Source organism: Vibrio hannami, from assembly GCF_029589055.1.
GTDB lineage: Bacteria > Pseudomonadota > Gammaproteobacteria > Enterobacterales > Vibrionaceae > Vibrio > Vibrio hannami.
Genome location: NZ_JARQZP010000007.1, coordinates 882,926 through 906,655, shown reverse-complemented (window position 1 = coordinate 906,655; position 23,730 = coordinate 882,926). Strand labels below are relative to the sequence as shown.

19 protein-coding genes and 1 pseudogene are annotated in these 23,730 nt (G+C 43.3%); 10 read left to right on the top strand and 10 right to left on the bottom strand.

Going from position 1 to position 23,730, the window contains the following annotated elements:
- Nucleotides 1-312 precede the first annotated feature (312 nt).
- Entirely contained in the window at nucleotides 313-1,398 is a 1,086-nt protein-coding gene (gene serC / locus P7F88_RS18565; RefSeq protein ID WP_277827164.1) for a 3-phosphoserine/phosphohydroxythreonine transaminase, read from the bottom strand.
- A gap of 233 nt (nucleotides 1,399-1,631) precedes the next feature.
- A complete protein-coding gene (locus P7F88_RS18560; RefSeq protein WP_277827162.1) occupies nucleotides 1,632-2,894 on the bottom strand; it encodes a DUF945 family protein in 1,263 nt (420 codons plus the stop codon).
- 156 nt (nucleotides 2,895-3,050) lie between these two features.
- Between P7F88_RS18560 and P7F88_RS18555 the strand changes: the two genes are divergently transcribed.
- The 3 genes from P7F88_RS18555 to P7F88_RS18545 all read left to right on the top strand — a co-directional run bounded on the left by P7F88_RS18555 (nucleotide 3,051) and on the right by P7F88_RS18545 (nucleotide 6,216).
- The gene (locus P7F88_RS18555) at nucleotides 3,051-4,997 is read left to right on the top strand and encodes an ATP-binding protein (protein ID WP_277827160.1); all 1,947 of its coding nucleotides are present in this window, start codon (nucleotides 3,051-3,053) and stop codon (nucleotides 4,995-4,997) included.
- Between the two features lie 12 nt (nucleotides 4,998-5,009).
- A complete protein-coding gene (locus P7F88_RS18550) occupies nucleotides 5,010-5,507 on the top strand; it encodes a response regulator (RefSeq protein WP_277827158.1) in 498 nt (165 codons plus the stop codon).
- Nucleotides 5,508-5,667: 160 nt separating this feature from the next.
- Entirely contained in the window at nucleotides 5,668-6,216 is a 549-nt protein-coding gene (locus tag P7F88_RS18545; RefSeq protein ID WP_277827156.1) for a hypothetical protein, read from the top strand.
- A 60-nt stretch (nucleotides 6,217-6,276) separates the two neighbouring features.
- Here the strand turns inward: P7F88_RS18545 and P7F88_RS18540 are convergent, their stop codons facing one another.
- The 6 genes from P7F88_RS18540 to P7F88_RS18515 all read right to left on the bottom strand — a co-directional run bounded on the left by P7F88_RS18540 (nucleotide 6,277) and on the right by P7F88_RS18515 (nucleotide 12,670).
- A complete protein-coding gene (locus P7F88_RS18540) occupies nucleotides 6,277-7,089 on the bottom strand; it encodes an ABC transporter ATP-binding protein (protein WP_277827154.1) in 813 nt (270 codons plus the stop codon).
- Nucleotides 7,090-7,947 carry an ABC transporter ATP-binding protein gene (locus P7F88_RS18535; protein ID WP_277827152.1) on the bottom strand — a complete coding sequence of 286 codons (858 nt, stop codon included), beginning with the start codon at nucleotides 7,945-7,947 and terminating at the stop codon, nucleotides 7,090-7,092. It lies immediately after the preceding gene.
- Nucleotides 7,948-7,957: 10 nt separating this feature from the next.
- Complete coding sequence (locus P7F88_RS18530) at nucleotides 7,958-9,787, bottom strand: extracellular solute-binding protein (protein ID WP_277827150.1); 1,830 nt, start codon at nucleotides 9,785-9,787, stop codon at nucleotides 7,958-7,960.
- A 34-nt stretch (nucleotides 9,788-9,821) separates the two neighbouring features.
- On the bottom strand, nucleotides 9,822-10,865 hold the full coding sequence (locus P7F88_RS18525) for an ABC transporter permease (protein WP_277827148.1): 1,044 nt from the start codon (nucleotides 10,863-10,865) through the stop codon (nucleotides 9,822-9,824).
- 3 nt (nucleotides 10,866-10,868) lie between these two features.
- Nucleotides 10,869-11,897 carry an ABC transporter permease subunit gene (locus P7F88_RS18520; protein ID WP_277827146.1) on the bottom strand — a complete coding sequence of 343 codons (1,029 nt, stop codon included), beginning with the start codon at nucleotides 11,895-11,897 and terminating at the stop codon, nucleotides 10,869-10,871.
- 191 nt (nucleotides 11,898-12,088) lie between these two features.
- Nucleotides 12,089-12,670: a TfoX/Sxy family DNA transformation protein gene (locus P7F88_RS18515; protein WP_277827144.1), complete on the bottom strand. Its 582-nt coding sequence runs from the start codon at nucleotides 12,668-12,670 to the stop codon at nucleotides 12,089-12,091.
- 383 nt (nucleotides 12,671-13,053) lie between these two features.
- Here P7F88_RS18515 and P7F88_RS18510 point away from each other — a divergent pair, with 383 nt between their 5' ends.
- The 5 genes from P7F88_RS18510 (at nucleotide 13,054) to P7F88_RS18490 (ending at nucleotide 18,522) form a co-directional block, all read left to right on the top strand.
- On the top strand, nucleotides 13,054-13,980 hold the full coding sequence (locus P7F88_RS18510; protein WP_277827142.1) for an HDOD domain-containing protein: 927 nt from the start codon (nucleotides 13,054-13,056) through the stop codon (nucleotides 13,978-13,980).
- 30 nt (nucleotides 13,981-14,010) lie between these two features.
- Nucleotides 14,011-14,916 (top strand): LysO family transporter, encoded by a 906-nt coding sequence (locus P7F88_RS18505; RefSeq protein ID WP_277827140.1) that lies wholly within the window; start codon nucleotides 14,011-14,013, stop codon nucleotides 14,914-14,916.
- 143 nt (nucleotides 14,917-15,059) lie between these two features.
- Nucleotides 15,060-15,572 carry a hypothetical protein gene (locus P7F88_RS18500; RefSeq protein ID WP_277827138.1) on the top strand — a complete coding sequence of 171 codons (513 nt, stop codon included), beginning with the start codon at nucleotides 15,060-15,062 and terminating at the stop codon, nucleotides 15,570-15,572.
- A gap of 125 nt (nucleotides 15,573-15,697) precedes the next feature.
- Nucleotides 15,698-17,368, top strand: coding sequence for a pyridoxal-dependent aspartate 1-decarboxylase PanP (panP, locus tag P7F88_RS18495; protein ID WP_277827136.1), 1,671 nt, complete (start codon nucleotides 15,698-15,700; stop codon nucleotides 17,366-17,368).
- A 299-nt stretch (nucleotides 17,369-17,667) separates the two neighbouring features.
- Nucleotides 17,668-18,522, top strand: coding sequence for a MurR/RpiR family transcriptional regulator (locus P7F88_RS18490; RefSeq protein WP_277827134.1), 855 nt, complete (start codon nucleotides 17,668-17,670; stop codon nucleotides 18,520-18,522).
- 67 nt (nucleotides 18,523-18,589) lie between these two features.
- Here P7F88_RS18490 and P7F88_RS18485 read toward each other — a convergent pair whose 3' ends face one another.
- A complete protein-coding gene (locus tag P7F88_RS18485; RefSeq protein ID WP_277827132.1) occupies nucleotides 18,590-19,846 on the bottom strand; it encodes an iron-containing alcohol dehydrogenase in 1,257 nt (418 codons plus the stop codon).
- A 318-nt stretch (nucleotides 19,847-20,164) separates the two neighbouring features.
- On the opposite strand from P7F88_RS18485, the pseudogene P7F88_RS18480 reads away from it, so the two are divergent.
- Both P7F88_RS18480 and P7F88_RS18475 read left to right on the top strand, forming a co-directional pair.
- Nucleotides 20,165-20,430 (top strand): annotated as a pseudogene (locus P7F88_RS18480) (GrxA family glutaredoxin).
- Nucleotides 20,431-20,609: 179 nt separating this feature from the next.
- Nucleotides 20,610-22,292, top strand: a complete 1,683-nt coding sequence (locus tag P7F88_RS18475; protein ID WP_277827128.1) for an aspartate:alanine antiporter — start codon at nucleotides 20,610-20,612, stop codon at nucleotides 22,290-22,292.
- Nucleotides 22,293-22,421: 129 nt separating this feature from the next.
- On the opposite strand, the gene fabV is transcribed toward P7F88_RS18475, so the two are convergent.
- Nucleotides 22,422-23,624, bottom strand: a complete 1,203-nt coding sequence (fabV, locus tag P7F88_RS18470) for an enoyl-ACP reductase FabV (RefSeq protein ID WP_277827126.1) — start codon at nucleotides 23,622-23,624, stop codon at nucleotides 22,422-22,424.
- Nucleotides 23,625-23,730 lie beyond the last annotated feature (106 nt).

Below are 23,730 nucleotides of genomic sequence, written 5' to 3'. Positions count from 1 at the left end.
ACCTCAAGCATGGATATGCAAATATGAGAGTAGATAGGAAAAGAGGAAGAATGAAAGAAAATGGGAGTTTTCTGTCACGGCCTCTCAGTGGTTAACCATGAGCAAAAGTACGGTGATGTCAGTGGCACGATTTTCCACTGAGTATTTACGTTAACACCGAAAGGGGCAAAAGCGTTTTAGAGAAATTTTACTAAGGTGCTTACGGAAGAACGTGATCGGAGCAGATTGTCGGCAAGGCTCTTTGGGGGGAATTCTGAGGTAAAATAGGCGGTAACAAATGGTATTACCGCCTTCTAGTATAAAACTTTACTACTAGCCCTTGTTTTCTGCTTCAAACTGCTTCATAAACTCTACTAGCGCAGCAACCCCTTCTAGTGGCATTGCATTGTATATAGAAGCTCGCATACCACCCACAGCGCGATGACCTTTAAGCGCTTTTAATCCCGCTTCGTCAGCAAGCTCGAGAAACTTGCCATCAAGTTCTGGTTTTGCCAGCTGGAATGGAACATTCATCAGAGAACGGTTATCGGGATGTACGTTGTTTTTATAGAACGGTGAAGCATCGATATAGTCGTAAAGAAGCGCGGCTTTCTCTCGGTTGATCTTTTCTATCGCTTTTACACCACCCAGCTCTTTTAGCCACTGGAACACGATGCCAGACAGATACCATGCAAATGTTGGCGGTGTGTTGAACATTGAGTCTTTTTCAGCAAGCACTTTATAGTTCAGCACACTTGGCAGGAACTCTTTCGCCAGACCAAGCAAATCATCGCGAACGATGGCAATACAGATGCCAGCCGGGCCAATATTCTTCTGTGCACCTGCGTAGATAACACCATATCTAGACACGTCAATTTCACGGGATAGAATCGTTGAAGACATATCAGCAACAATAGGTTTATCGGTTACTGGTAGGTCGTTAATTTCGATACCATCAATAGTTTCGTTAGGACAGAAATGAACATAGGCAGCATCATCAGCAATAACCCATTCACTCGCAGGTTTGATTGCCATTTTGCCGTCAATTTCCGTTTTAGCGACGAAGACATCTGGCTCACAGTATTTTTTCGCTTCGTTGATTGCACTTTCAGCCCAGTAGCCACCATCAATATAGGTTGCTGTTTCAGCACTACCCAGTAGGTTCATTGGTACTGCTGCAAACTGAGCACGAGCCCCGCCCTGGCAGAAAAGTACCTTGTAGTTGTCAGGGATATTCAGAAGATCTCTCAGGTCTTGTTCCGCAGCATCGGCAACAGCGATAAATTCTTTACTACGGTGGCTAATTTCCATCACGGACGTGCCCAGGTTACCCCAGTCTACAAATTCAGATTGTGCTTTTTCCATAACAGGTTTTGGTAAAGCAGCAGGACCGGCACTAAAGTTAAAAATCTTATCCATGATGATAAATGCTCCCGATTGATATTCGATACAATTTAGACAAATACAACAACTAAACCATGGTTCTTTAAGTTAAACTATGGTCAATTAACCAATTCATACCGTGTTTAGTTGAAAGAATAGAATTCAGAACCCAAGTAATACCATGTTTTGCACCGTATAAAAAGCACAAAAAAGAGGTCTAACGACCTCTTCTCTCATTTATCCAGTGCCAGAATCAGAAATCTTACCGATTAGCGCGCTATCATTGGGAACAAAAGTGCTATCAATGGCATTTTTTGACCACTTTCGAAAACGATGTTTCCATCTTCGACTGTTGCATCTATTTTATAGCCGTCTTCAACAGGTTTTATCATTTCCATAATAACCAGTTCGTCGATACCTTCCTGAATAAACGGATACTCCGTAACTAATCCATTAGAAATAAAGGTATCCAACTTTCCGGTAAGTGCCGGGATAACCTTGCTTAGATCCTTGGATACGTCAGATGTGCCTTGTGGGACAACAAGTTTCCATTTCGAATCGAACACCCCCTGACCTAACGACAATTTCATCTGGTTCATAGAGAGCTCAAAACCTTTATCAAACAAGTTATCGATATGCGGCGCAGATTGGTTTAATACGGCATCTGTCAGGACTGTATGATTCTGATAAATATCAACCAGACTTTCGAACGCATCGGTATCGAGCTGACCCAGAGTAAAGTCAACATTAAGGTCTTGTATCTCACCCTCGGTATTTAAAAACTTATCTGCTGTTAGCTTATGGTTAGTCTGAATCCGATCGCCTGCCTCATTGAGTGAAGATACAAAGTGGTACCCCAGATTCTGTCCAGAAACCAGCATCTGTCCCGTAGCCGTTTCGAGAGCAACATCACCAAGGTTAACGTGCTGTTCCCCATGCCAGAATCCGTTATTCTTTTTACCTTCACCGGAACCAGTTAAGTCGGTAAATGCGAGCTTTTCACCCGTTTCGAAACTAACTTGTATTGAAGGGAAGCTGAACGCAAACTTTAGCTCTCCCAATACAGTGGCGTTCCCTGTGATACGAGAGCGTGAAACCGAGACAGAACCACCAAGGTTGTTTTCGTCGACGAAGTTCAGGTTCTCTATATCCAGACTAAAGTCCGTATTCCCATTAAGTTGGGTGTGAGTATTTAACGTGATAGGTAAAGCATCGACATTTTCTGGTGTGGATACAGCATCTATCCCCAGTAAACCATGAGAAATGTTGTGTTTTACAACGAATGTCGTTGGTAAGCCATCGGCAATAAACTGTTGTTTCAGTGCGGGATCGGTTATCTCATAACGAGTCTTCGCCACAGAGGAAAGATAACCACGGTCATATTCAACTACTTCGGCTTCAACTTGCTGATTGCTTAACTCCGCAATACCGTCTTTCATAACGGTTTGACCTATTTGCCCCACCGCTAAAGGCCAGCACGCAGCCAGTACAATGGCACCACCAATAGCGCCTATTTTTTTCAAACTCTTCATGATCTCACTTTTCGATATGCCGAAATTCAGTAAAGTCTAGCCTATGTACCTGAAAGATAAAACCATATATATGTTTGATTCTTTTACTCACCTCTCATCCCGCCTTCTGGAAACTTGATACAGTAGTTAAGGTCTTTTGACTGTTATGAGGTTACTGTGAACCCATTTGTACTGCTCTATCTTGACAATGACCCGGTATCTGTCGATCTACTGAGAACAGAGCTGGCATCACTCGCTTCGCACTTTGATATTTATTGTATCGACTCACCAGAAGAAGCTGAACAGACCATAGAGTATCTGCAAGAGCAGAAGCAAACTGTTGCGATGGCTATAGCGACATCATCAGAGGCATTTAACGGGTCCGATTTCCTGATTCACCTGGAGCAATCACCACATACTCAAAACGCGCGCAAAGTACTCATTAGTGATGGTAACGATCTAGAGGCTATTCTTGCGGCAGTCAATGAAGGTCGCCTTGATCACTGTTTAACTCGCCCTTTGAAAGAAAGTGCGGTTTTAAATACGGCGATTAAAGAACTCACCTCTTTCATTATTAGCGAGAAAGACGTCGATTGGCTCCATTACAGCACCGTTCTTGATCAGTCCCGAATCCTGAGTGCTCATATCGAGCACAAGCTAAACTCCTTTAGAAGTGGCTTTATTCATGACTATCACGAGCTTAGCGACACCTATCTGGCGGATCAGTTTATTGGCAATCTGATTGATTTCTTTTCGGGGAAAGACGAAACAAGAGCGCTTAGAACCTACTCTCCTGATCACCTGTTAACGGTTGAAGACGAACCAAATGAGTTTTTGTGGTTTATTGTTGAAGGAGAAGTCGCGCTATATAAGCTCGATGATATGGGGGTACAGCAAGAAGTTGTACGTCACTCAAAAGGCAACATTGTTGGTGGTATGTCCTTCGTTACGGGAGAAGTGTCATTCTCAACAGCTATCACCTTAACTAAAACGAAAGTCATCAAGCTGGATAAGGACGTATTCTCACAGGTAATGCGCTCAAATAGTGAACTTCTTCCTCTATTTACCAACCTGCTTTTACGTCACTTTAACCGCCGCCTTCAACGAAGTATTAATACCAAGATTCAGCTGCAGAAAACCTATGAATCACTCGAATCTGCCCACCAGCAACTTATCGAAAGAGAAAAAATGGCCATGCTAGGCCAGCTGGTTGCAGGTGTGGCTCATGAACTCAATAACCCTGTCGCCGCTATCTTGCGTGGAGCTGAAACCCTGACCACCAAGATTGATGAGTTGATTCACTCCCCTCTTCCAGAGTCACATCAGGAACTGGGAGCAAGTATTTTGAAAGAGTCGATGGAGTCGCGACCTATGTCGACGTCAGAAATCCGTCAACAAACGAAAACCATCGTCTCAGAAATCGGCAACAAACAGCTCGCGAAGAAGATTGTTCAGTTAAATCTTCACCATGATCTTGATGAAGTATTGCAGTTAGGCAAAGAGAGCGGAGACCTCAACGGCAGTGTTCTTGGTCTGGAAAAATACCATATCGCGGGTTCTACCCTTCGTTCTATTCAGGTATGTGCCAAACGCATTGCGGACATGGTTAAAAGCCTGAAAGGTTATGCGCGGCAAGATGACGAAGTCATGCATGTGGTGGATATTCATGAAGGTATTGAAGATACCCTCGTCATATTTGAAAACAAGCTAAAAAGACATCAGGTTATTAAAGAGTATCATCAGCTACCACAGATTCTCTGCCTTTCGAATGCGCTTCAGCAAGTGTGGACAAACCTTGTTTCTAACGCAATTGATGCATTCCCTGAAAATGGGTGTCTGAAGATAACCACAGATCAGGCAATGAAAGAAGACATGCTGTATGCCAAAATCACCTTCGAGGATAACGGACATGGAATTCCTCAGGATAAGGTCGATAAGATATTCGAACTGAACTTTACGACAAAAAAAGAAGGCAACTTTGGCCTTGGGATTGGCTTGTCTGTCTGCCAACAGATACTTGTACACCATAGCGGGTGGATAGAAGTTGAATCCATGCCAGATGAATACACTCGGATGATTGTTTGGCTGCCTTTCCAGCAAAGCAATCCTCTGGTTCAACAGTGATAAGGAAACAACATGAATAAATACTTGATACTGTGCGTTGATGACGAAAGAGAAGTACTGGATAGCGTTGTTCAGGATCTGTCTGATTTTGAAGATGACTTCATAATTGAAGGAGCAGAATCCGTCGCTGAAGCACGTGAAGTGTTGGATGAGTACCAGGAAGATGACGTAAAACTGGCGCTTATCTTATGCGATCATATTATGCCTCAGGAAACCGGTATCAGTTTCCTAATCGAACTGAACAAGCAAGAAGACACTAAAGCAGCGAGAAAGCTACTCTTAACTGGTCAGGCGGATCTTGAAGATACGATCCAGGCTGTGAACAATGCGAGCCTTGACTACTACATTGCTAAGCCGTGGAAAGGTGACGAGCTTGTCGCTCACGTGACCGAACAGCTGACATCTTTTGTTATCCAGAATGAAGACGACCTGATGCCCTGGGCACGAATTTTAGATACAGAGAAGATATTCAACGCGATTGCAGACAAACGCACCCAGTTTGGCGAGTAATGGCACTCAGATTGCATAAAAAAGAACCAGGCACTAGAATAGTGACAAATTTTTGGTGACTCAGGCCGTTGATTTATTATTATATGGCAAGGAATTACAGTGGCTCTCGCTATCTTCATGTAGCCAGGGAAATAAATTAGGAAATAGGTTTACTTTCATTATGCGTAAAACTCTTCTTGTTGCAGGACTAGTGCTTGCATCTAGCTCTGCTTTCGCAGCGTCAGCTCCAAATAGCCCTTCGGTTATGAGTAACTTCAACTACGATTATGCTGAAGCACGTATTGGTGCCAGCCCTGTGACATTTGGTGCAGCGTACAGCAAATCGATCCACCCAAATGCACATGCGATCCTTCGTATCGACTCTGAGTTTGAAGGTGATTACAACTTTGCTGGTGGTTTTGGTTTCCATGCTCCAATCAACAACTGGGCTGATTTAACTGGTGAAATGCTAGCACGTGTCGTTGATAACGATGCCAACCTTAGCAACGATCTGGGTATGGAACTGAACCTTGGTGTTCGCCAGTGGTTAGGTCCACAACTAGAAGTGGGTGGTAAAGTAGGTTACGTTGATATTAAAGATGACAACGATGTGATTGGCTCTGTTTACGCGCGTTTCCACTCAACTGAACTATTCTCTCTAGGCCTTGAGTACAAGTACAAAGACTTTTATGGCAACCAGGCGATGTTCACCACTCGCTTCAAGTTCTAAGAGCTTCCTGTTCCTCCCTCACAAGAGGGAGGAATACTCCCCACGTTATCCTCTCTTATCTTATTGTGGCTTTCGCCGCCTGTTCTTTGGATGCGTAGCTGGTATCGCCTTTAACAAGGTCTTTGTGTAATCAGCCTGTGGATGGTCGTAGATATCTTTAACGGCTCCATACTCAACTATCTTGCCAAAGTACATAACCGCAACTCTATCAGAGACATGTCGGACAACCGATAAATCATGAGAGATAAAGATAATCGCCAAATCCATCTCTTGTTGAAGCTTCAATAGAAGGTTAAGAATCTGAGCTTGTACCGATACATCAAGCGCTGAAACGGACTCATCACAAATCAATAGCTTTGGCTTTAATGCTATCGCCCGGGCTATCCCGATTCGTTGTCGCTGCCCACCAGAAAACTCATGCGGATATCTGTTCACTGAACTAGCAGGCAGACCAACTTTTTCAAGTAGCTCCGTAACCCATACCTTTCGTTCAGCTTTGGTTCCGATATTGTGTATCTCGAAAGGTTCTTCGAGAATCATACCTATAGTATGGCGCTGATTTAACGACTCAAGCGGATCCTGAAAGATGATTTGCATCTCTTTACGCAGCGGGCGCATTTCCTTTGTCGTCAGCTCGGTAATATCTTTTCCCTCAAAGAAAATTTGCCCTTCTGTCGGCTCATATAACTTTAATAATGTCCGGCCAAGAGTACTTTTCCCGCAGCCAGACTCACCAACAAGCCCAAGAGTCTCACCTCGATTAACGTGAAACGAAACACCGTCAACCGCTTTAACCGTATACCCCTTCCTAAATACACCACCTCCGGAAGTAAAATAAAGCTTCAAATTTTCGATTCTTACAACTTCGCTCATTTAAAGACCTTTTTGTGGTTGATAGACATCATAATCAATGATCTGCTTAGGTTCTGTATCCAGGCTAGGCATCATTTTTAACAATCGCCTGGTATAAGAATGTTGGGGAGAGTCAAATAGCTCGAAGACGTCGGCATGCTCCACAATTTTGCCATCGTACATCACTGCTACGTCGTCACATATTTCTGCCACAACGCCGAGATCATGGGTGATAAATATCATCGACATGCCGGTCTCTTCCTGCAGTTCAATCATCAAGTCCAAAATAGATGCCTGAACGGTGACATCCAGAGCAGTCGTTGGCTCATCACAGATAAGGATATCCGGTTTGCATGCCAATGCCATGGCAATCATCACCCTCTGCCTCATACCACCAGATAGGTTATGTGGGTACTCTCTAAGCCGTTTTTCCGGTTCAGGAATTTTCACCTTTGCCAACATATCAACAGCATAGTTCATCATCTCTGGCTTTTTAAGATCAGGTCTATGCAGACTAAGAACTTCTAACAACTGCTTGCCAATACTGTGTACCGGATTGAGTGCTGTCATTGGATCCTGAAATATAACGGAGATGTGGTTACCGCGAATCTTATATTTTTCAGACTCTGGCAGTTGTAGCAGGTCCTTACCATCGTATAGAACCTGCCCGTTAGTTACTCTACCGTATGGCTGAGGTAATAAGCCCAGGATAGACATGGATGTAACACTTTTACCACAACCAGATTCGCCCACTAAGCCCAGGGTTCTGCCTTTTCTTAGGGGAAAACTCACCCCGTGAAGCACCTTAATCACACCGTCATCGGTTAAAAATTCCGCTTCAAGATCGGTTACCTGCAAAATTACATCAGAATCACTCACGCCAGAACCTCTAAAACTTGTAGGTATCATTTATTATGGTCACTGGCTCAAAGACCTGTTTCTTCTTCATCGCCGCTTTAGTTTCTTTTTTTGCGTCCTTATCAATCCAATAAGTACCTAAGTCCGACGGAGTACCAATACTGAATAGAGACTCTGTTTTCTTTGTCATCGGTTGCTCAGGAAACTTCATCCAGCGCCAGTAGGCTTCCCTTGTGTAAGGAACCATGTAACCTGGAATTATCACTGCGGCATCATCAACAACTTTCTGAATCTCTCTGGAAAGCACTTGTCTCTGCTCTGTACTGAATTCCTGACGGAAAGACATCACTAACTCATCAAGTTCCGGGGTAGAGAAGTTGGTAAAGTTGTTAGTTTGTGGCTTGTTTGCATTTGATGAATGCAGATATTCCCAGTACTGCGGTTGTTCACCGCTCCCCATGGTGTGGAAGGAAATATCATGTTTTTTCTCCAATACATACTTGAACGCAGAAGAACCATCAATCAACTTCAGGTTGTACTCTAACCCTGCCCGCTTAGCCTGCTCTTTGATATATGAAAGCCTTGGCGTGTGGTGCTTTGCCGCGTAGGTAATTTCAAAACTCAGTCGGTCACCTTTGCTGTTCATTCGGATACCGTCTGGGCCGATAATGTCGAAGCCAGCTTTTTCAAAATACTCTACCGCGAGCTTAGGATCGAAGTTTGGTGCTTTTATGCCGGTATTGGTGTACTCATCCTGCCCTACCCCCATACCATTCGGTTTGCGCATATAGTCGCCACGCAGAACATTCTTGATCATGCCATCAAAATCCGTGGCATATCCTAAGCCTTTGCGTAATTCAAGATTATCCAGATAAGGTTTGGCTGTATTCAACCACATACCACCAGCGCCCTGAGGTAGTTGGTTGAACCCCCAAAACTTGTGAATATAGCCATTCTTGTAAACCTTGCCGTTGGTCTTTTCATGCCACAAGTCAGGCAATACCACCGCAAAGGCGTCAAGCTCACCTTTTTCGAAGTGCTTTTTAGCAATATCGTTATCGCGAATAACAGAGATTCTGATCTTTTCTACGTTATAACGGTTTTTATAGTACTTATTGCTGTACCCCCACCAATCTTCACCCACATGCTTGAAGGTGATAGAGCGCCCTTTTTTGGTTTTATCTAGCTTGTACGCCCAGGTGGTAGGCTCTGCTTTAAAGTTGTATTTGCGTACGAAGTTGTCATCGATTCCGTCGCCATTTTTATCTACATCTGGTTTATAAAAATGCTTAGGTCTGAGCCCCATATTGGTCGCGTAAAGCAGATCCGATTTATCTTTCGGTTTAGCTAGTGTGACGGAAATTGTATGGTCATCATACTTAGTCACGTCTTCAAGTACGGTACTGAAGTAAGTGTTATACCAGGGAGCGACAATATCTTTTGAGCGCATAAGGGTAAGAACGAACACAAAGTCATCCGCCGTGACTGGTTCGCCATCGGTCCATTTTGCTTCTGGGTTTAGGCGGTAATAAACTGTACGGTTGTCGTCACCAAACGCCCATTCGTTAGCAATCGAAGGGATCCAGTTGCCTGAGTTTGGATGTTTACCAACCAGAGCTGGATTTACATCACCCAGCCACTGCCTGAATGCGCCGTTGGCATCAGGCCCTACAGTGCGAAATGTCTGAGGGTAACTCATTATCGATGTTCTGAATGTCCCACCAAATTTAGCCTGCTCCGAAGCAAAAAGAGGCTCATTCCAGTTGGTCTCCCATACCAGTCCATCTGGCAACTGTTTTGCTGTAACCCCGGCAGAGAGTCCGTATATCAATAATCCAGTAGCAATTCGATTTAGTTTCATACTTACTTCCTTGTCAGGTTTTATTCTTATAATTCTAGCTATAACGAGTAAATTTCTTAGGATCAAACGCTGCTCTCACCGCTTCACCGATAAAGGTAACCATCACCAGAACCGAAACAATAGATGCGACTACCGATGTCGCAATCCAGGGGGAATCGAGGTTTGATTTGCCTTGCTGAAGTAATTCTCCCCAACTCGGTGTGGGTGGCATAAGTCCAAGCCCTAAATAATCCAACGCGGTAAGCGCCGTGATATTACCTGCGATAGTAAATGGCGCTAGAGTAACAATCATCACCATGGTGTTAGGCAATATATGTTTAAACAAGATTCTGGATGTAGAGGCACCTAAGGCCTTTGCTGCCAGCACGTACTCACGTGCTGACTCTTTATATGTCATGGTTCTCATGTACCAGGTCATTCCCATCCATCCAAACAGTACGTTTATCGCGACAAACAGGGTGAAAGTAGGCTGAATGATAGATACCAGAATCATGATGACATAGAGAAACGGTACCATAGACCAAATCTCTATCAGTCGCTGAACAATAAGGTCAAACTTTCCACCCCAGAAACCCATGGCACAACCGACTGCTGTACCAATGGCGTACGATATGACCATAGTAATAAGCGCGAAGCCCATCGCGATACGGAAACCGTATACCAGCCTGGCAAGTATATCTCTGCCAATTACATCGGTACCTAGATAGTGCTTGCTTGCTGCATCTGGTGATGTTGGAGGATAATCACCGGAAAAATCCTGCTCATAAGGATTCCAGGGAACAAGAGGTAAAATGACATAGTTACCTTCGTTCTCTTGACTGAACTTTTCCTGTAACTGGCGATAGTTCGTCTCACTAGGATAAGACAAGCCATAGCGTTGCCCCGGAATAACATCGCTAATAACCGGAAAAGTGTACTCACCCTGATACTTCACCACCAAAGCTTTGCTGTTGATCAGTAGCTCAGCAAATAGCGATAGCAGTAACAGCACCGACAATAAAATAAACGACCAGTACCCTCGTTTTATCTGCTTAAAACGCTGTATTTTTTTCTGTGTAAGGGGGTCAAAATTGAACATACATTACTCCCCAAACTTAACGCGTGGATCTACGAGTGCCACACAGATATCGGACAAAATATTTCCCACCAGTAACATCATGGCATTAATAGCCACTATCCCCATTACTACGGGATAATCACGCTCAACGATCGATTCATAGCCCAAAAGACCAATACCATCTATATCAAAAATCACCTCTATCAAAAAAGAGCCTGTCATAAAGAACAATAAAGAATTACCAAAGTGGCTCGCAATCGGAATAAGGCTGTTTCTCAGGGCGTGCTTTCTGACTGCATGCTTAAAAGGCAAACCTTTCGCTATTGCGGTACGGATATAATCGGCGGAGAGGTTCTCCATCAGGTTGTTTTTCATCGTCATTGTTAACGTGGCAAAGTCGCCTATCAGATAACAAATAAGTGGAAGTACCGCATGCCAAAGTACATCTTTAACTTGCTCGACTAGAGTTTCGTAGTCCTCAAAATCATCACTGACAAACCCTCCCATAGGGAACCACTCCAGGTTATATGCGAACCAGGTGATTAAAAGTACACCTACAACATATCCCGGAAGTGCATATCCAATAAAGATAAGAACAGAAGATGCAGAATCAAACACCGAACCGTGTTTTAAAGCTTTGAAATAACCCAGAGGAATTGAAATAAAATAGGCAATAAAGAAAGTCATCCCACCGTAAAACAAAGAGATAGGCAACCTTTCCGCTATCATCTCTGTCACTGGTTCGTAATAACGTGTCGACTCACCAAAGTCCAGAGACACTAGCTTAGTTAACCACTCCCAATAAGCTTCAAGAACAGGTTTATCGAGGCCATAAAATTCATTTAGCTGAGCAATTTGATCTTCCGAAAGTGCAGAACCAGCTCCTACATCAGTAGAAACTACAGCCGTATCTCCGGTATTAAATTGCATAGAAGCCAAAATACGCTCAACAGGGCCTCCGGGAACAAGGCGTGTGATGGCAAAAATAAGTATCGTAATGCCAATAAAGGTAGGAATAACCAGCGCCATCCTGCGCAAAAAATAGTCTAACACCTTTTAACTAACTCCCTGTTTTTTCTTCCTGTTAACGTATCTCGTACTAATAATCATATAGTTAAAGATAGGACAGTGTTAGTAAAATTTGCTAAAAAGAATGGACTTTAAGGTTTGCTAAAACTAAAAACCAGGCATGATAGCCTGGTCTTATGGGGTTCTGATTTTAATCTGATTGAGAAGAATAGGCGCTAGGTACAACTCTCTAACAACTGCTTTTTCCTTCCTGCATCCAGCAACTCCCAATGGACTCCATCAACAGCACCGGCAAACTTCCAGAGCAGGCGCGTATCCACATCTTTGCCATACTCATCCTGAACTTTCCTGAACACAACTTCCGGACCTAAGGAAATAAACTCACTGACGTTTTTCACGCCAGACTTTTTCACCATACGTTCTAACGTTAATTGCATGTTGGGTAAGTCTCTGAGCCGAATATTACTCGTAGACTTTTGAGAATTTTTATACTCAATAGATAGTTCTATCGAGCGTTTTATCAAAGTTTCTATTTCTAGATCGTTTGCTTCGAACAGCTCAGAGATATCATAGTAGTTCACAGTCGCCGTCGTCTGCTTTTTTACATGGCGATATTTTTTACACCCTTTGGAGGTCAATACCTCATCAAGTTCCTCGCCGCCCCTTAAGTATAATTGGTCTTCAATGACTAGGGCATACATAGCATCGTTTAGAAAGATGCCCGTACCGCCAAACATGGAACGCTTCAGGTAAGGGCCGAAATTTTTTAGGTAACTATAGTAATACTGGTTGATCATATTCCTTGATCCTCCGTAAGTTTACATCCCCCGGAAGATACAAAGTAATACGCGAAAAAAAGCCTTTAGTTTTCTGTAAAAATGAAATATACAGGTATAATTAGGATTATATATATTAGATATTTATCTTATTCCAGCCAGCACTTTCGATTTTACGACTCCTTTAATTGAAAAGTAAGGCGAATAACATACATTGTTACGATTAAGTTTCGGTAAGAGTCACATTAAACGAAATGCATTGAGTTAAGTTTTTATATCAACAGCTCAAATCGAATACACTGATTTATGTGCCCATAACAATAAAAAATAAAATAGGTAAATCGAATCAAAGCGTAACCTTGTTCGAGGGTAAATTGGCCATCAAGAATTAGGACAACAAGACCATGAATCATCTATCTTTTTACTGGTTGCCGGATAATAAAGACAAACTTATTGAATCTCTGGAATCAGAGTTTGCCTTTCTGGTTGAGCAATCCATCCAAACAGGCAAAATCTCACTTCCACCTATTCCTGAGGTCGTTATTAAGATTCAGCGATTGTGTGCATCTGAAGACGCAGGAATACCTGATATTGCAAATTGTCTGATCGATGACCCTAGCCTCGCAGCTGTAATAATAAGGGTGGCTAACTCCGTTATCTTCAATCGAAGGAACATCACCTGCACCGACCTTCAAACCGCAGTATCCCGATTAGGAATGATGCGTGTCCGAGATATCGTAACGGCGCAAGCTATCGAGCAGTTAAAACACAGTGCCGACTTAAATGAAGATTGTAATAAGATTCTTGTTGATAGCGCAGTAAACTCACGAGAGCTAGCGGCAACTATGGTGATGGTAACTCAATCAATTAAAGAGAACGCCAAAGGCCACTATGACTATCTGGAAGAAGAGAAGTCGTTACTTGTAGGACTGCTGGCAGATATAGGGCTGTTCTGCCTTGTTAATGAGTATCACCTCTATCTGGATAAAGGGAACTACCTTGAACACGATCTGGTCATGCAGATTCTTGATTCTCGCTGCCCTGAAACCAGTGAGTTGGTGTTAAACAGCTGGAAGTTTGACAGCGATTTTCTTGAAGTAGCAACCAACAAGGAGATTGACAGCAACAAAGAAAGACCGGAAATCACATACTTAGATGTTGCAAGAATGGCTAACCACCTGTTAATGTTCCGCCGTAAAGATGAAGATATCGATGAACATCAGGTAGAAATCAACACGACTGGTGCAGAAGCACTATATGAAATCAGTAATTTATCAGAAACTGAATTTCGTTCGAGAGTATCAGATGTCATCCAGGCTTCAGGACTATAAGGCACTAAATACGTAGGAAGCAAACATCCAATGCTCGCAGGAATGCTATTTATCTTTACCCCACTTATCGTGGGGTATTTATTTTCTATCTCTAACCAAAAGCTACTGGAAAAAATCAATAAGTACACTTCGTCGCTGGTGTACATTATTTTGTCTTTAATGGGCCTCAGTCTCGCTTCCCTGGATAACCTTGGCTCAAACCTGCAAACCATATTGCTTTATACGTCAGTCTTCTTTTTTATTATTGGCGGCTGCAACCTATTGGTATTACCTTTTATCGATAGGGCACTCCCATTACAGACTGAGCATTCCCAAAAACGTATCCCATTCTCTTCAATGGCGTTGGAATCGGTAAAACTGGTCGCTGTCGTTGGTGCAGGTTTGCTCGTAGGGCTACTCCTACCTTTTGATCTAAGCTGGGTAGATACTGCCAGTGAATGGATTCTGTTTGTGCTTCTCTTTTTGATAGGTATTCAGTTACGTAACAGTGGCCTGACGCTACGACAAATTCTGTTAAACAAACACGGCATGATTATAGCCCTGGTGATTATCCTAACGTCCTGGTGTGGTGGATTGATCGCTGCATTCTTCCTGGATATCCCATATTTCAGAGGCTTAGCAATGGCATCCGGATTCGGATGGTATTCACTTTCCGGCATTTTGATGGGAGATGCATTTGGGCCTGTTTATGGTGGCGCATCCTTCATGATAGAACTGCTTCGCGAGTTAATTGCGCTGGTGATGATTCCTATGATGATAAAAACTCGGCCTTGCACGGCTATAGGCTACGCAGGCGCAACCGCAATGGACTTTACATTACCCGTGATTCAAACAAGCGGTGGCGTTAGATGTGTACCAATCGCCATCGTAAGTGGTTTTATTCTCAGCTTGTTAGTGCCTGTATTTATGTTGTTTTTTGTTTCGTTGGCAGGATAACTCGGTTTCAGGTTAAGAAAGTGCTAATTTATGCAAAACTCTGCTAGCTGGCTCTCAGGATTCGCTTTGATCAGATGTTATATTGCGTCACATTCTTACAACAAAAAATAAAACTCAACATAAATTAGCCCAAAGGAATAGCAATGAACCGTTTTGTAACCACTTTACTGCTATGTAGTGCTGCTACTTTCTCACATGCAGCAGATAAGCAATGTCTATCTGGCAAGTACGATGCGTATATCGATGCCTCGCTTAACTGGTATAAAGACCTAATCGGACTAACCACAGAGCAGTATCCGGAGTTAAAGGAAGTTGGAGACTGGTTTTATGAAGGCCGCAGGCAACACTTTGAACTAAACCGTTCGGCGGTTCATTATTATCTGCAGAATGACATGACTAAAGTTGCTACTGAGCAAGCTGTAGAGTCATGGCTTAAGCTTGAACAAAAAGATGTAAAGACACTTGCATCAAGAAGCGATGAACTCGGTAAAATGGCAAGCCTGAGCTATCAGTTCCGTCAGAGCAAGCCACATGAGAAAAATTACGATCTGCGCTCTGCTTTTGCCGAGTTACTCAGTCACCCAAATAAAATCGATAGCGTACTGACAAAATACAACGACGCTATAGAAAAAGCTGAAGCGATAAGTTGCCCTTAACAGTCCGTTCCATTTCTGAGCAAGGTCATCTTTAAAACTTCAGTTTACGCATTTAAAACGGGACATTGTTCCCGTTTTCGTTTAGATTGTGCGGCTAGCAATACATCAAGTTAAAATCTCTTAGTATGGTTTCAGAAAACAAAACAGCGGACGTAAGCTTTGAAAGCTTGCTTCGTATTTTTACTGTGCCAGAAGCACCCGGCTCTGCACTTTCACAAATAGAAGCGGAATTATCGCAAAACCTGAATAAGTTTTTGCGAGAGCACATCGTTGCGGAAGAAAAACCACTAAGAGATATAGAGAAAGATTTTTCCAACGCCTCTATCCCTGAGCTGCCATCTTTTGTTTCGGATCATACTCAGCATCTGATGGATACCCTGGTTGCTCAATCAGTTCATACTTCTGCACCGAGTTTTATCGGTCATATGACGTCTGCTCTACCCTACTTTCTGATGCCGCTATCGAAAATTATGATAGCGCTAAACCAGAATCTGGTGAAAATCGAGACGTCCAAAGCATTCACCCCATTAGAGCGTCAGGTTCTTGGGATGCTACACAGACTGATCTACGCTCAGGATGACGCTTTTTATAGACATTGGATGCATAGCGCTAAACACGCTTTAGGCGCATTCTGTTCCGGCGGTACTGTTGCAAACATAACTGCCCTTTGGGTGGCTCGAAACAACGCACTCAAGCCAGATGGTGACTTTACAGGTGTGGAGAACGAAGGGCTTTTCCGGGCAATGAAGCACTATGGCTATGAAGGCTTGGCCATTCTGGTTTCAGAGCGTGGGCACTATTCACTAAAAAAAGCAGCCAATGTGCTGGGCATCGGTCAGGATGCTCTGATTCCAGTGCGTACGGATGCGAACAACCGAATCTGTACCGATGATCTTGAAGCAAAGATTGCCAAGCTGAAAAGCAAAAAAATTAAGCCATTTGCTGTTGTAGGCGTCGCTGGTACAACAGAAACCGGTAATATCGACCCTATCAGAAAGATTGCTGAAATTAGCCAGAGAGAAGGTTGCCACTTCCACGTTGATGCCGCCTGGGGCGGTGCGACACTAATGTCGAATAACTACCGTCACCTGCTTGATGGAATTGAGCTTGCAGACTCAGTAACGATTGATGCACATAAGCAGCTGTATATTCCAATGGGTGCTGGTATGGTTCTGTTCAAGAATCCGAACGATATGTCTGCTATTGAACATCATGCTGAATATATCCTGCGAAAAGGCTCAAAAGATTTGGGCAGTCGTACACTGGAAGGTTCGCGTTCAGGCATCGCTATGCTTGTTTATTCAAGCATGCATATTATTAGCCGACCTGGATATGAATTGCTTATCGATCAGAGCATTAATAAAGCCAAATACTTTGCAAAACTCATTAAGCAGCAACCAGATTTTGAACTTATTTCAGAACCTGAGCTTTGCCTGCTAACCTACCGTTACGTTCCTGCTGATACCAGAAAAGCACTGACACTAGCAGACGGCACAAGGAAACAGAGGTTACATCAGCTTCTGAATGACCTGACTAAATCCATTCAAAAAAGACAACGAGAAACCGGTAAATCCTTTGTCTCCCGCACCAAACTTACACCACACCAGTGGGATGAGATGAGTACCGTTGTTTTCCGAGTGGTGTTAGCCAACCCTCTAACCACTTGCGATATTCTAGCTGGTGTACTTGATGAGCAACGAGAAATCGCTAAAACCCATGGTTCACTTATGGATGAGATCCAAAGGTTAACTCATGAAGTCTTATCAGCAAAAACCACAGACAAAGCTGAAAGTTAAACTGAAAATTTCTTTCTATTTTTTGTAACTTAGCGGTCAGGAACCTGCTCAAAGTGATAAGTTTCTGACCATATTTGTTTCAAATTCCTTTCGAAACTGAAATTTAGTTTGAGGTTTGTCATGTTCTGATGAATAAACCTCTAAATAGTACGACTTTAGCTTTTTCCAAATAGATTGTTAGGTTTATACTCAATTTAACTTGGTGGCTCTTTGTATTACCGCAAAACAAGACTGATGAAAAATCAGCTGGGTAAACATAAATATGAGCCAAACGGAAGCGAACTATTTTTATTATTACTATGAATATTTTAGAAAAAATTCAGAAAAGCCTAGATAACTTCAGTAAATCAGAACGTAAAGTTGCTGAAGTGATTATGGCTTCTCCCCAAACGGCGATTCATTCCAGCATTGCTACATTGGCAAAAATGGCGGATGTAAGTGAGCCAACCGTAAACCGCTTCTGTCGAAGACTGGATACTAAAGGTTTCCCCGACTTTAAGCTTCATTTGGCACAAAGCCTTGCGAACGGCACACCATATGTGAACCGTAACGTTGAAGAAGATGATGGCCCAGATGCCTACACCCACAAAATCTTTGAATCAACAATGGCATGCCTCGATGTAGCAAAAAATAGCCTGGATGCAACGCAAATCAACCGCGCAGTTGATCTATTGACTCAGGCTAAACGGATTTCCTTCTTTGGCCTTGGTGCATCTTCCGCTGTTGCAAAAGATGCGCAAAACAAATTTATCCGGTTCAACATCCCGATAGCTTGTTTCGAAGATATCGTGATGCAACGTATGAGCTGCATCAACTGTACAGACAACGATGTGATCGTGCTTATTTCTCATACTGGACGAACGAAGAGCATGGTGGAAGTCGCGAATTTGGGTCGCGAAAATGGTTCCACAGTCATCGCTATTACAGCGAAAGATTCTCCGCTAGATAAAGCCGCTTCGTTATCTATCACGCTTGATGTTCCAGAAGATACGGATGTCTACATGCCGATGGCAAGCCGCGTTGTTCAGATGACAGTGATTGATGTGCTCGCAACTGGTTTTACTCTTCGTAGAGGTACCAGCTTCCGAGAGAATCTACGTCGAGTAAAAGATGCGTTGAAGGACTCCCGATACGACAAAATCACTCACTTTTAATGAGTGAAACTCAGATATACCAAAGGACGCCATGGCGTCCTTTGTTTTTTTGCAGTAGTTACATCTATTAGAACGTATCTGACGTTTTATCCTCACTCGATTCATAGCCCAACGCTCTCACCTCTATTGCCTCCGAGCCTGAATCAAACTCCAGCGCATGATCTCCATGCTCCTGACAATCGCACACCTGTTGAAGAATATAGACTAGCCTTTCCTCGTTAAGTGGTAATGGGTTGCCTTTAATTGACACCGACTTAAGTGCATCCTGAGCCACCTTTGCAAAAGAGTGGTCACAGATACCGAATTCACTCAACATAGGGAGGTTTAACCTCTCTAATGTGGAAAACGCCCATTGGATACAATCGTCTTCCGCTGCCTCCGCTTTTCCGAGAAGTATTTTTGATAACTTCTTGTAACGGCTGAGAATATCATTCCTTCCGGCAACTCTCGCCGCGTCAATATTCTCTCGCATAACAAAAGGGGCAAGCCTGCCGGTAATCACACTGTGAGGTACCTTCATCTTGCCACCGAGAGACGATGCTAAGCCGTGTGCGGCACCTAGTTTGGCATTCGAAATCGCCATACCACCAAGCATTGCAGCGAATGATAGGTCTGCCCTGGCCTTCTTATCGTCTTGCGTACACGCAGGGACAATCGCATCAGATAACCTTCTTAATCCCTCTTCACATACCATATCGGTCAATGGATTGGGATCACCACAAACATAAGACTCCATTAAATGTGTAAATGTCTCCATTGCTCCTCGGGCTGAAATCGCTAAGGAAGTTTCGTATGTCAGCGTTGGATCAACAATCGCAACGTCAGGAAGGATATCCGGGCTTCTCAGACTCACCTTCACTTTATCCTGGCCAGAACGAAGCACTGCTTTGTTGGTTACTTCAGAGCCAGTACTCGCCGTGGTGGGAATCGCGATAAAAGGCAGCGGTTTGGTTTTAAGCGGTACACTGCGGCCAACAACCTCAACATAGTCATAGACATTTCCCAGATTAGGGATCATAGCAGCGAGCGCTTTACCCATATCGATAACACTACCGCCACCAATAGCAACCACCATATCCGGCTGAAACTTACGACCAATAGTCGCCGTCTCTTCTATCATGGTTATATTTGGTTCACTGGACAGAGAAACATGCTGATAACGCATATTGTAGCTGTTGAGATAACTGATTATTGGCTGAGCACGTTGCTGATCTTTTCCGGTAACCAGGAGTACGCTATAGCCATATTGATTCAAGACGGAAAGCGAAGAGTTTAACGCCCCCTCACCAAACACTATCCTTGTGGAAGTCATAAACTGAAACATAATAAATACCTTTCAAATTCTAAAAACTATTTAGTATCAGTCAGTTAATTATTTATCCTATTTATATAAACAATACATCATCCGTACTAGAACATCATATTTACTCTTAAGTATTTTTGTTCTATATCAGTTAATTTTGGGTTCACTACATTTACAAATGAAATATTTGACTAACATCTAGGTACAGCAAAGTTGAGCCAAAATCATGTGATAGGTTTTACCTATTAAATTGAAAGGAGTTTCGAGCTTTATTTCCTTACTCATATCATGCATAGTTGTTACAAAAGCCAAACAGCGAAAGAAAAATAGGAGAAAGTCATGTTTGTAGTTATTTTTGGTCGTCCGGGTTGTCCTTACTGTGTTCGCGCTAAAGATCTTGCTGAAAAGCTTAAAGAGGAGCGAGACGATTTCAACTACCGCTATGTAGACATTCATGCTGAAGGCATCACAAAAGCTGACCTGGAAAAAACCGTTGGTAAACCAGTTGAAACTGTTCCTCAGATTTTTGTCGATCAAGACCACGTTGGTGGCTACACAGAATTCGAAGCATACGCTGAGAAAACTTGAGTTTATTCAGCGAATAATTATCAACAAATCAATAACTAAGCTCGTCAATGGCGGGCTTTTTTTGTTTTTATCCGCTGTAAGAAAATTAATTGAGAAAAATCGAAAATTTCACTTATCTTTTGCATTAATTCCTATACAATTCCCGATAATACACCGCCACCCTTAACATCACTTTAGATTGCATCGAGCGACGACTGTGAACATAAATGTCATTCTACTGTTAGAGCAAAATCCCATCCTGCTTATTTTCGTTGTATTAGCCATAGGTTTGACTATCGGAAAAATCCGCTTTGGCGGTTTTCAATTAGGCAATTCTATTGGTGTTCTGTTTACCGCTCTCATCATGGGTAACTTTGGTTTTTCCTTTGACAGTGAAGCACTTACTATCGGCTTTATGCTGTTTATCTATTGTGTAGGTATAGAAGCAGGACCAAACTTTTTTGGTATTTTCTTCAGAGATGGCAAACACTATTTTTTGCTTAGTTTGATTGTTCTTGTTTCCGCTCTTGGCCTGACCTACATTTCCAGCCACTATCTGGGGCTAAGCTTTGGCTTATCTGCGGGGATGATGGCGGGAGCACTAACTGCAACGCCCATCCTGGTTGGAGCTCAGGACGCGCTAAACTCTGGCCTGGCTACGTTACCGCGAAACATGACAATGGATACCGTGATGCAAAACCTCTCGGTAGGATATGCTATCTCCTACCTTGTTGGCTTAATCAGTATGATCCTGTTTGCCAAGCTACTGCCAAAGATGCAAAAAGAAAACCTGCATGACAGTGCAGAGCAGATTGCAAAAGAGCGCGGCATTGGTAATGCGGGTCAACGTAAAGTTTATCTGCCTATTATCCGAGCCTATCGTGTAGGTCAGGAGCTTATCGACTGGATAGATGGTAAGAACCTTCGTGAACTGGGCATCTACCGTCAGACCGGTTGTTATATTGAGCGAGTTCGACGCAACGGCATTCTCGCCCACCCCGATGGCGACGCTATCTTGCAGGAAGGTGATGAAATAGCGCTAGTAGGTTTCCCTGACAGCCACGCACGACTGGATCCAAGCTTTAGAAACGGAAAAGAGGTATTCGACAGGAATCTGCTCGACCTAAGAGTTGTCGAAGAAGAGATCGTAGTAAAAAGTGATAGCATCGCGGGAAAAAAACTGTCTGAGCTAAACCTTTCTGAGTATGGCTGTTTTCTGAACCGTGTTATCCGGGCGCAGATAGAGATGCCAATGGACCACGACATTATTCTGGCTAAGGGTGATATCCTTCAGGTGAGCGGTGAATCAAGCCGTGTTCATGGTCTGGCTGAACGAATCGGTTTTATCTCAATTCATAGCCAGATGGCGGATCTACTCGCCTTCTGTAGCTTCTTCATACTAGGGCTGCTTTTTGGTCTTATTACTATGACCTTTGGTCAGGTAACCTTTGGGCTTGGTAATGCTGTTGGCCTGTTACTGGCAGGTATTACCCTTGGTTTCTTGAGAGCTAACCACCCTACTTTTGGCTACGTCCCTCAAGGCGCTTTAAATATCGTCAAAGACCTTGGTCTGATGTTCTTTATGGCAGGGATTGGCTTAAGTGCTGGTGGTAATATATTAACCTACCTCAGCGATATTGGTTTGCAGGTTATCTTAATCGGCTTAGTTGTCAGTGTGGTGCCAGTGGCCCTCGCATTTGTTGTAGGTGCATATGGATTTAAGATGAACAAAGCACTGTTGTTTGGTGCAATCATTGGAGCCAGAACCTGTGCACCAGCAATGGATGTTGTTAACGAATATGCACGCTCTACTATTCCGGCACTTGGTTATGCCGGTACTTATGCGATTGCAAATATCTTAATGACTCTTGCAGGTACATTGCTAATTATACTGAGTTAGTTTTTATTCGGAAAAACTCAGCGTAGAACAAATACAAAAAAAGGTCGCCTACCAGGGCGACCTATGCTTATTGACAACGTCTGTCATCCCTGCGAAGACAGGGATGACGATGTTCTGGTTTGTTGTCAATTAGATATCGATAACATCAAATTCTACTGCTGGGTTAACATCAGCTTCGTAATCAACACCTTCAACACCGAAACCAAACAGTTTCAGGAACTCTTCTTTATACTCTACGTAATCAGTTAGTTCTTTCAGGTTTTCAGTTGTGATTTGAGGCCATAGCTGACGACAGTGTTCCTGTACATCTTCACGAAGTTCCCAGTCATCCAGGCGCAGACGGTTCTTCTCATCGGTCTCTGGTGCGCTTGCATCATCTTTATACAGACGCTGACGGAACATACGGTAAACCTGTTCCATACAACCTTCGTGGATGCCCTCTTCGCGCATCTTCTTAAACACCATAGCGATGTATAGAGGCATAACCGGAATTGCAGAACTTGCCTGAGTTACCACAGACTTAAGTACCGCAACGTTTGCACTACCACCTGTAGCACCAAGCTTCGCGTTTAGTGCTTCAGACGCACGGTCCAGATCCATCTTCGCCTGACCTAGAGCGCCATCCCAGTAGATTGGCCATGTCAGCTCAGTACCGATGTAGCTGTAAGCCACGGTTTTACAACCATCAGCCAACACGCCAGCGTCAGACAGAGCATTGATCCATAGCTCCCAGTCTTCGCCACCCATAACTGTTACTGTATCTTTGATCTCTTGCTCAGTTGCAGGCTCTACACTTGCTTCAATAATAACGTCTTTATTGGTATCAACCGCAGTTGAAGTGTAAGTTTCGCCAATAGGCTTCAGAGCAGAGCGAATAACTTCGCCAGTTTCCGGCATTTTACGAACCGGAGATGCTAGAGAGTAAACCACCATATCAACCTGACCCAGGTCTTCTTTGATCAGTTCAATGGTTTTCTCTTTTGCTTCATTTGAGAACGCATCGCCATTTAAGCTTTTTGCGTATAGGCCTTCTTCGTGCGCTAACTTGTCGAAAGCTGCCGCATTATAGAAACCAGCGGTACCTGGCTTTCTTTCTGTGCCAGGCTTTTCGAAGAAAACACCGATAGTTGATGCACCACCACCAAAAGCAGCAGCAATGCGTGAAGATAAACCGTAACCACTTGATGAACCAACAACCAGAACACGCTTAGGCGCATTTTGTACTGGCCCCTGAGCTTTAGTGTATTCGATTTGTTCTTTTACGTTTGCTTCACATCCAACCGGATGTGTTGTGGTACAGATAAAACCACGAATTCTAGGTTTGATGATCATATTCAGCTTCCTTTAAAAAACTTCCGTAGCATAAAGTTTTCGACAAGAGTTCGCATCTAATTTCTTCGAAATTACCGTTATTTGTTAAGTGGTTGGAGCACTACAA

Bases quoted from the DNA above. Each gene is read 5' to 3' on its own strand.
- P7F88_RS18515 (WP_277827144.1), bottom strand. From the start codon at position 12,670: ATGATCAACCAGTATTACTATAGTTACCTAAAAAATTTCGGCCCTTAC.
- panP (WP_277827136.1), top strand. From the start codon at position 15,698: ATGGTTTCAGAAAACAAAACAGCGGACGTAAGCTTTGAAAGCTTGCTT.
- P7F88_RS18485 (WP_277827132.1), bottom strand. From the start codon at position 19,846: ATGTTTCAGTTTATGACTTCCACAAGGATAGTGTTTGGTGAGGGGGCG.
- P7F88_RS18505 (WP_277827140.1), top strand. From the start codon at position 14,011: ATGCTCGCAGGAATGCTATTTATCTTTACCCCACTTATCGTGGGGTAT.
- P7F88_RS18525 (WP_277827148.1), bottom strand. From the start codon at position 10,865: ATGTTCAATTTTGACCCCCTTACACAGAAAAAAATACAGCGTTTTAAG.
- P7F88_RS18510 (WP_277827142.1), top strand. From the start codon at position 13,054: ATGAATCATCTATCTTTTTACTGGTTGCCGGATAATAAAGACAAACTT.
- P7F88_RS18500 (WP_277827138.1), top strand. From the start codon at position 15,060: ATGAACCGTTTTGTAACCACTTTACTGCTATGTAGTGCTGCTACTTTC.
- P7F88_RS18550 (WP_277827158.1), top strand. From the start codon at position 5,010: ATGAATAAATACTTGATACTGTGCGTTGATGACGAAAGAGAAGTACTG.
- P7F88_RS18560 (WP_277827162.1), bottom strand. From the start codon at position 2,894: ATGAAGAGTTTGAAAAAAATAGGCGCTATTGGTGGTGCCATTGTACTG.
- serC (WP_277827164.1), bottom strand. From the start codon at position 1,398: ATGGATAAGATTTTTAACTTTAGTGCCGGTCCTGCTGCTTTACCAAAA.
- P7F88_RS18530 (WP_277827150.1), bottom strand. From the start codon at position 9,787: ATGAAACTAAATCGAATTGCTACTGGATTATTGATATACGGACTCTCT.
- P7F88_RS18540 (WP_277827154.1), bottom strand. From the start codon at position 7,089: ATGAGCGAAGTTGTAAGAATCGAAAATTTGAAGCTTTATTTTACTTCC.
- P7F88_RS18490 (WP_277827134.1), top strand. From the start codon at position 17,668: ATGAATATTTTAGAAAAAATTCAGAAAAGCCTAGATAACTTCAGTAAA.
- P7F88_RS18545 (WP_277827156.1), top strand. From the start codon at position 5,668: ATGCGTAAAACTCTTCTTGTTGCAGGACTAGTGCTTGCATCTAGCTCT.
- fabV (WP_277827126.1), bottom strand. From the start codon at position 23,624: ATGATCATCAAACCTAGAATTCGTGGTTTTATCTGTACCACAACACAT.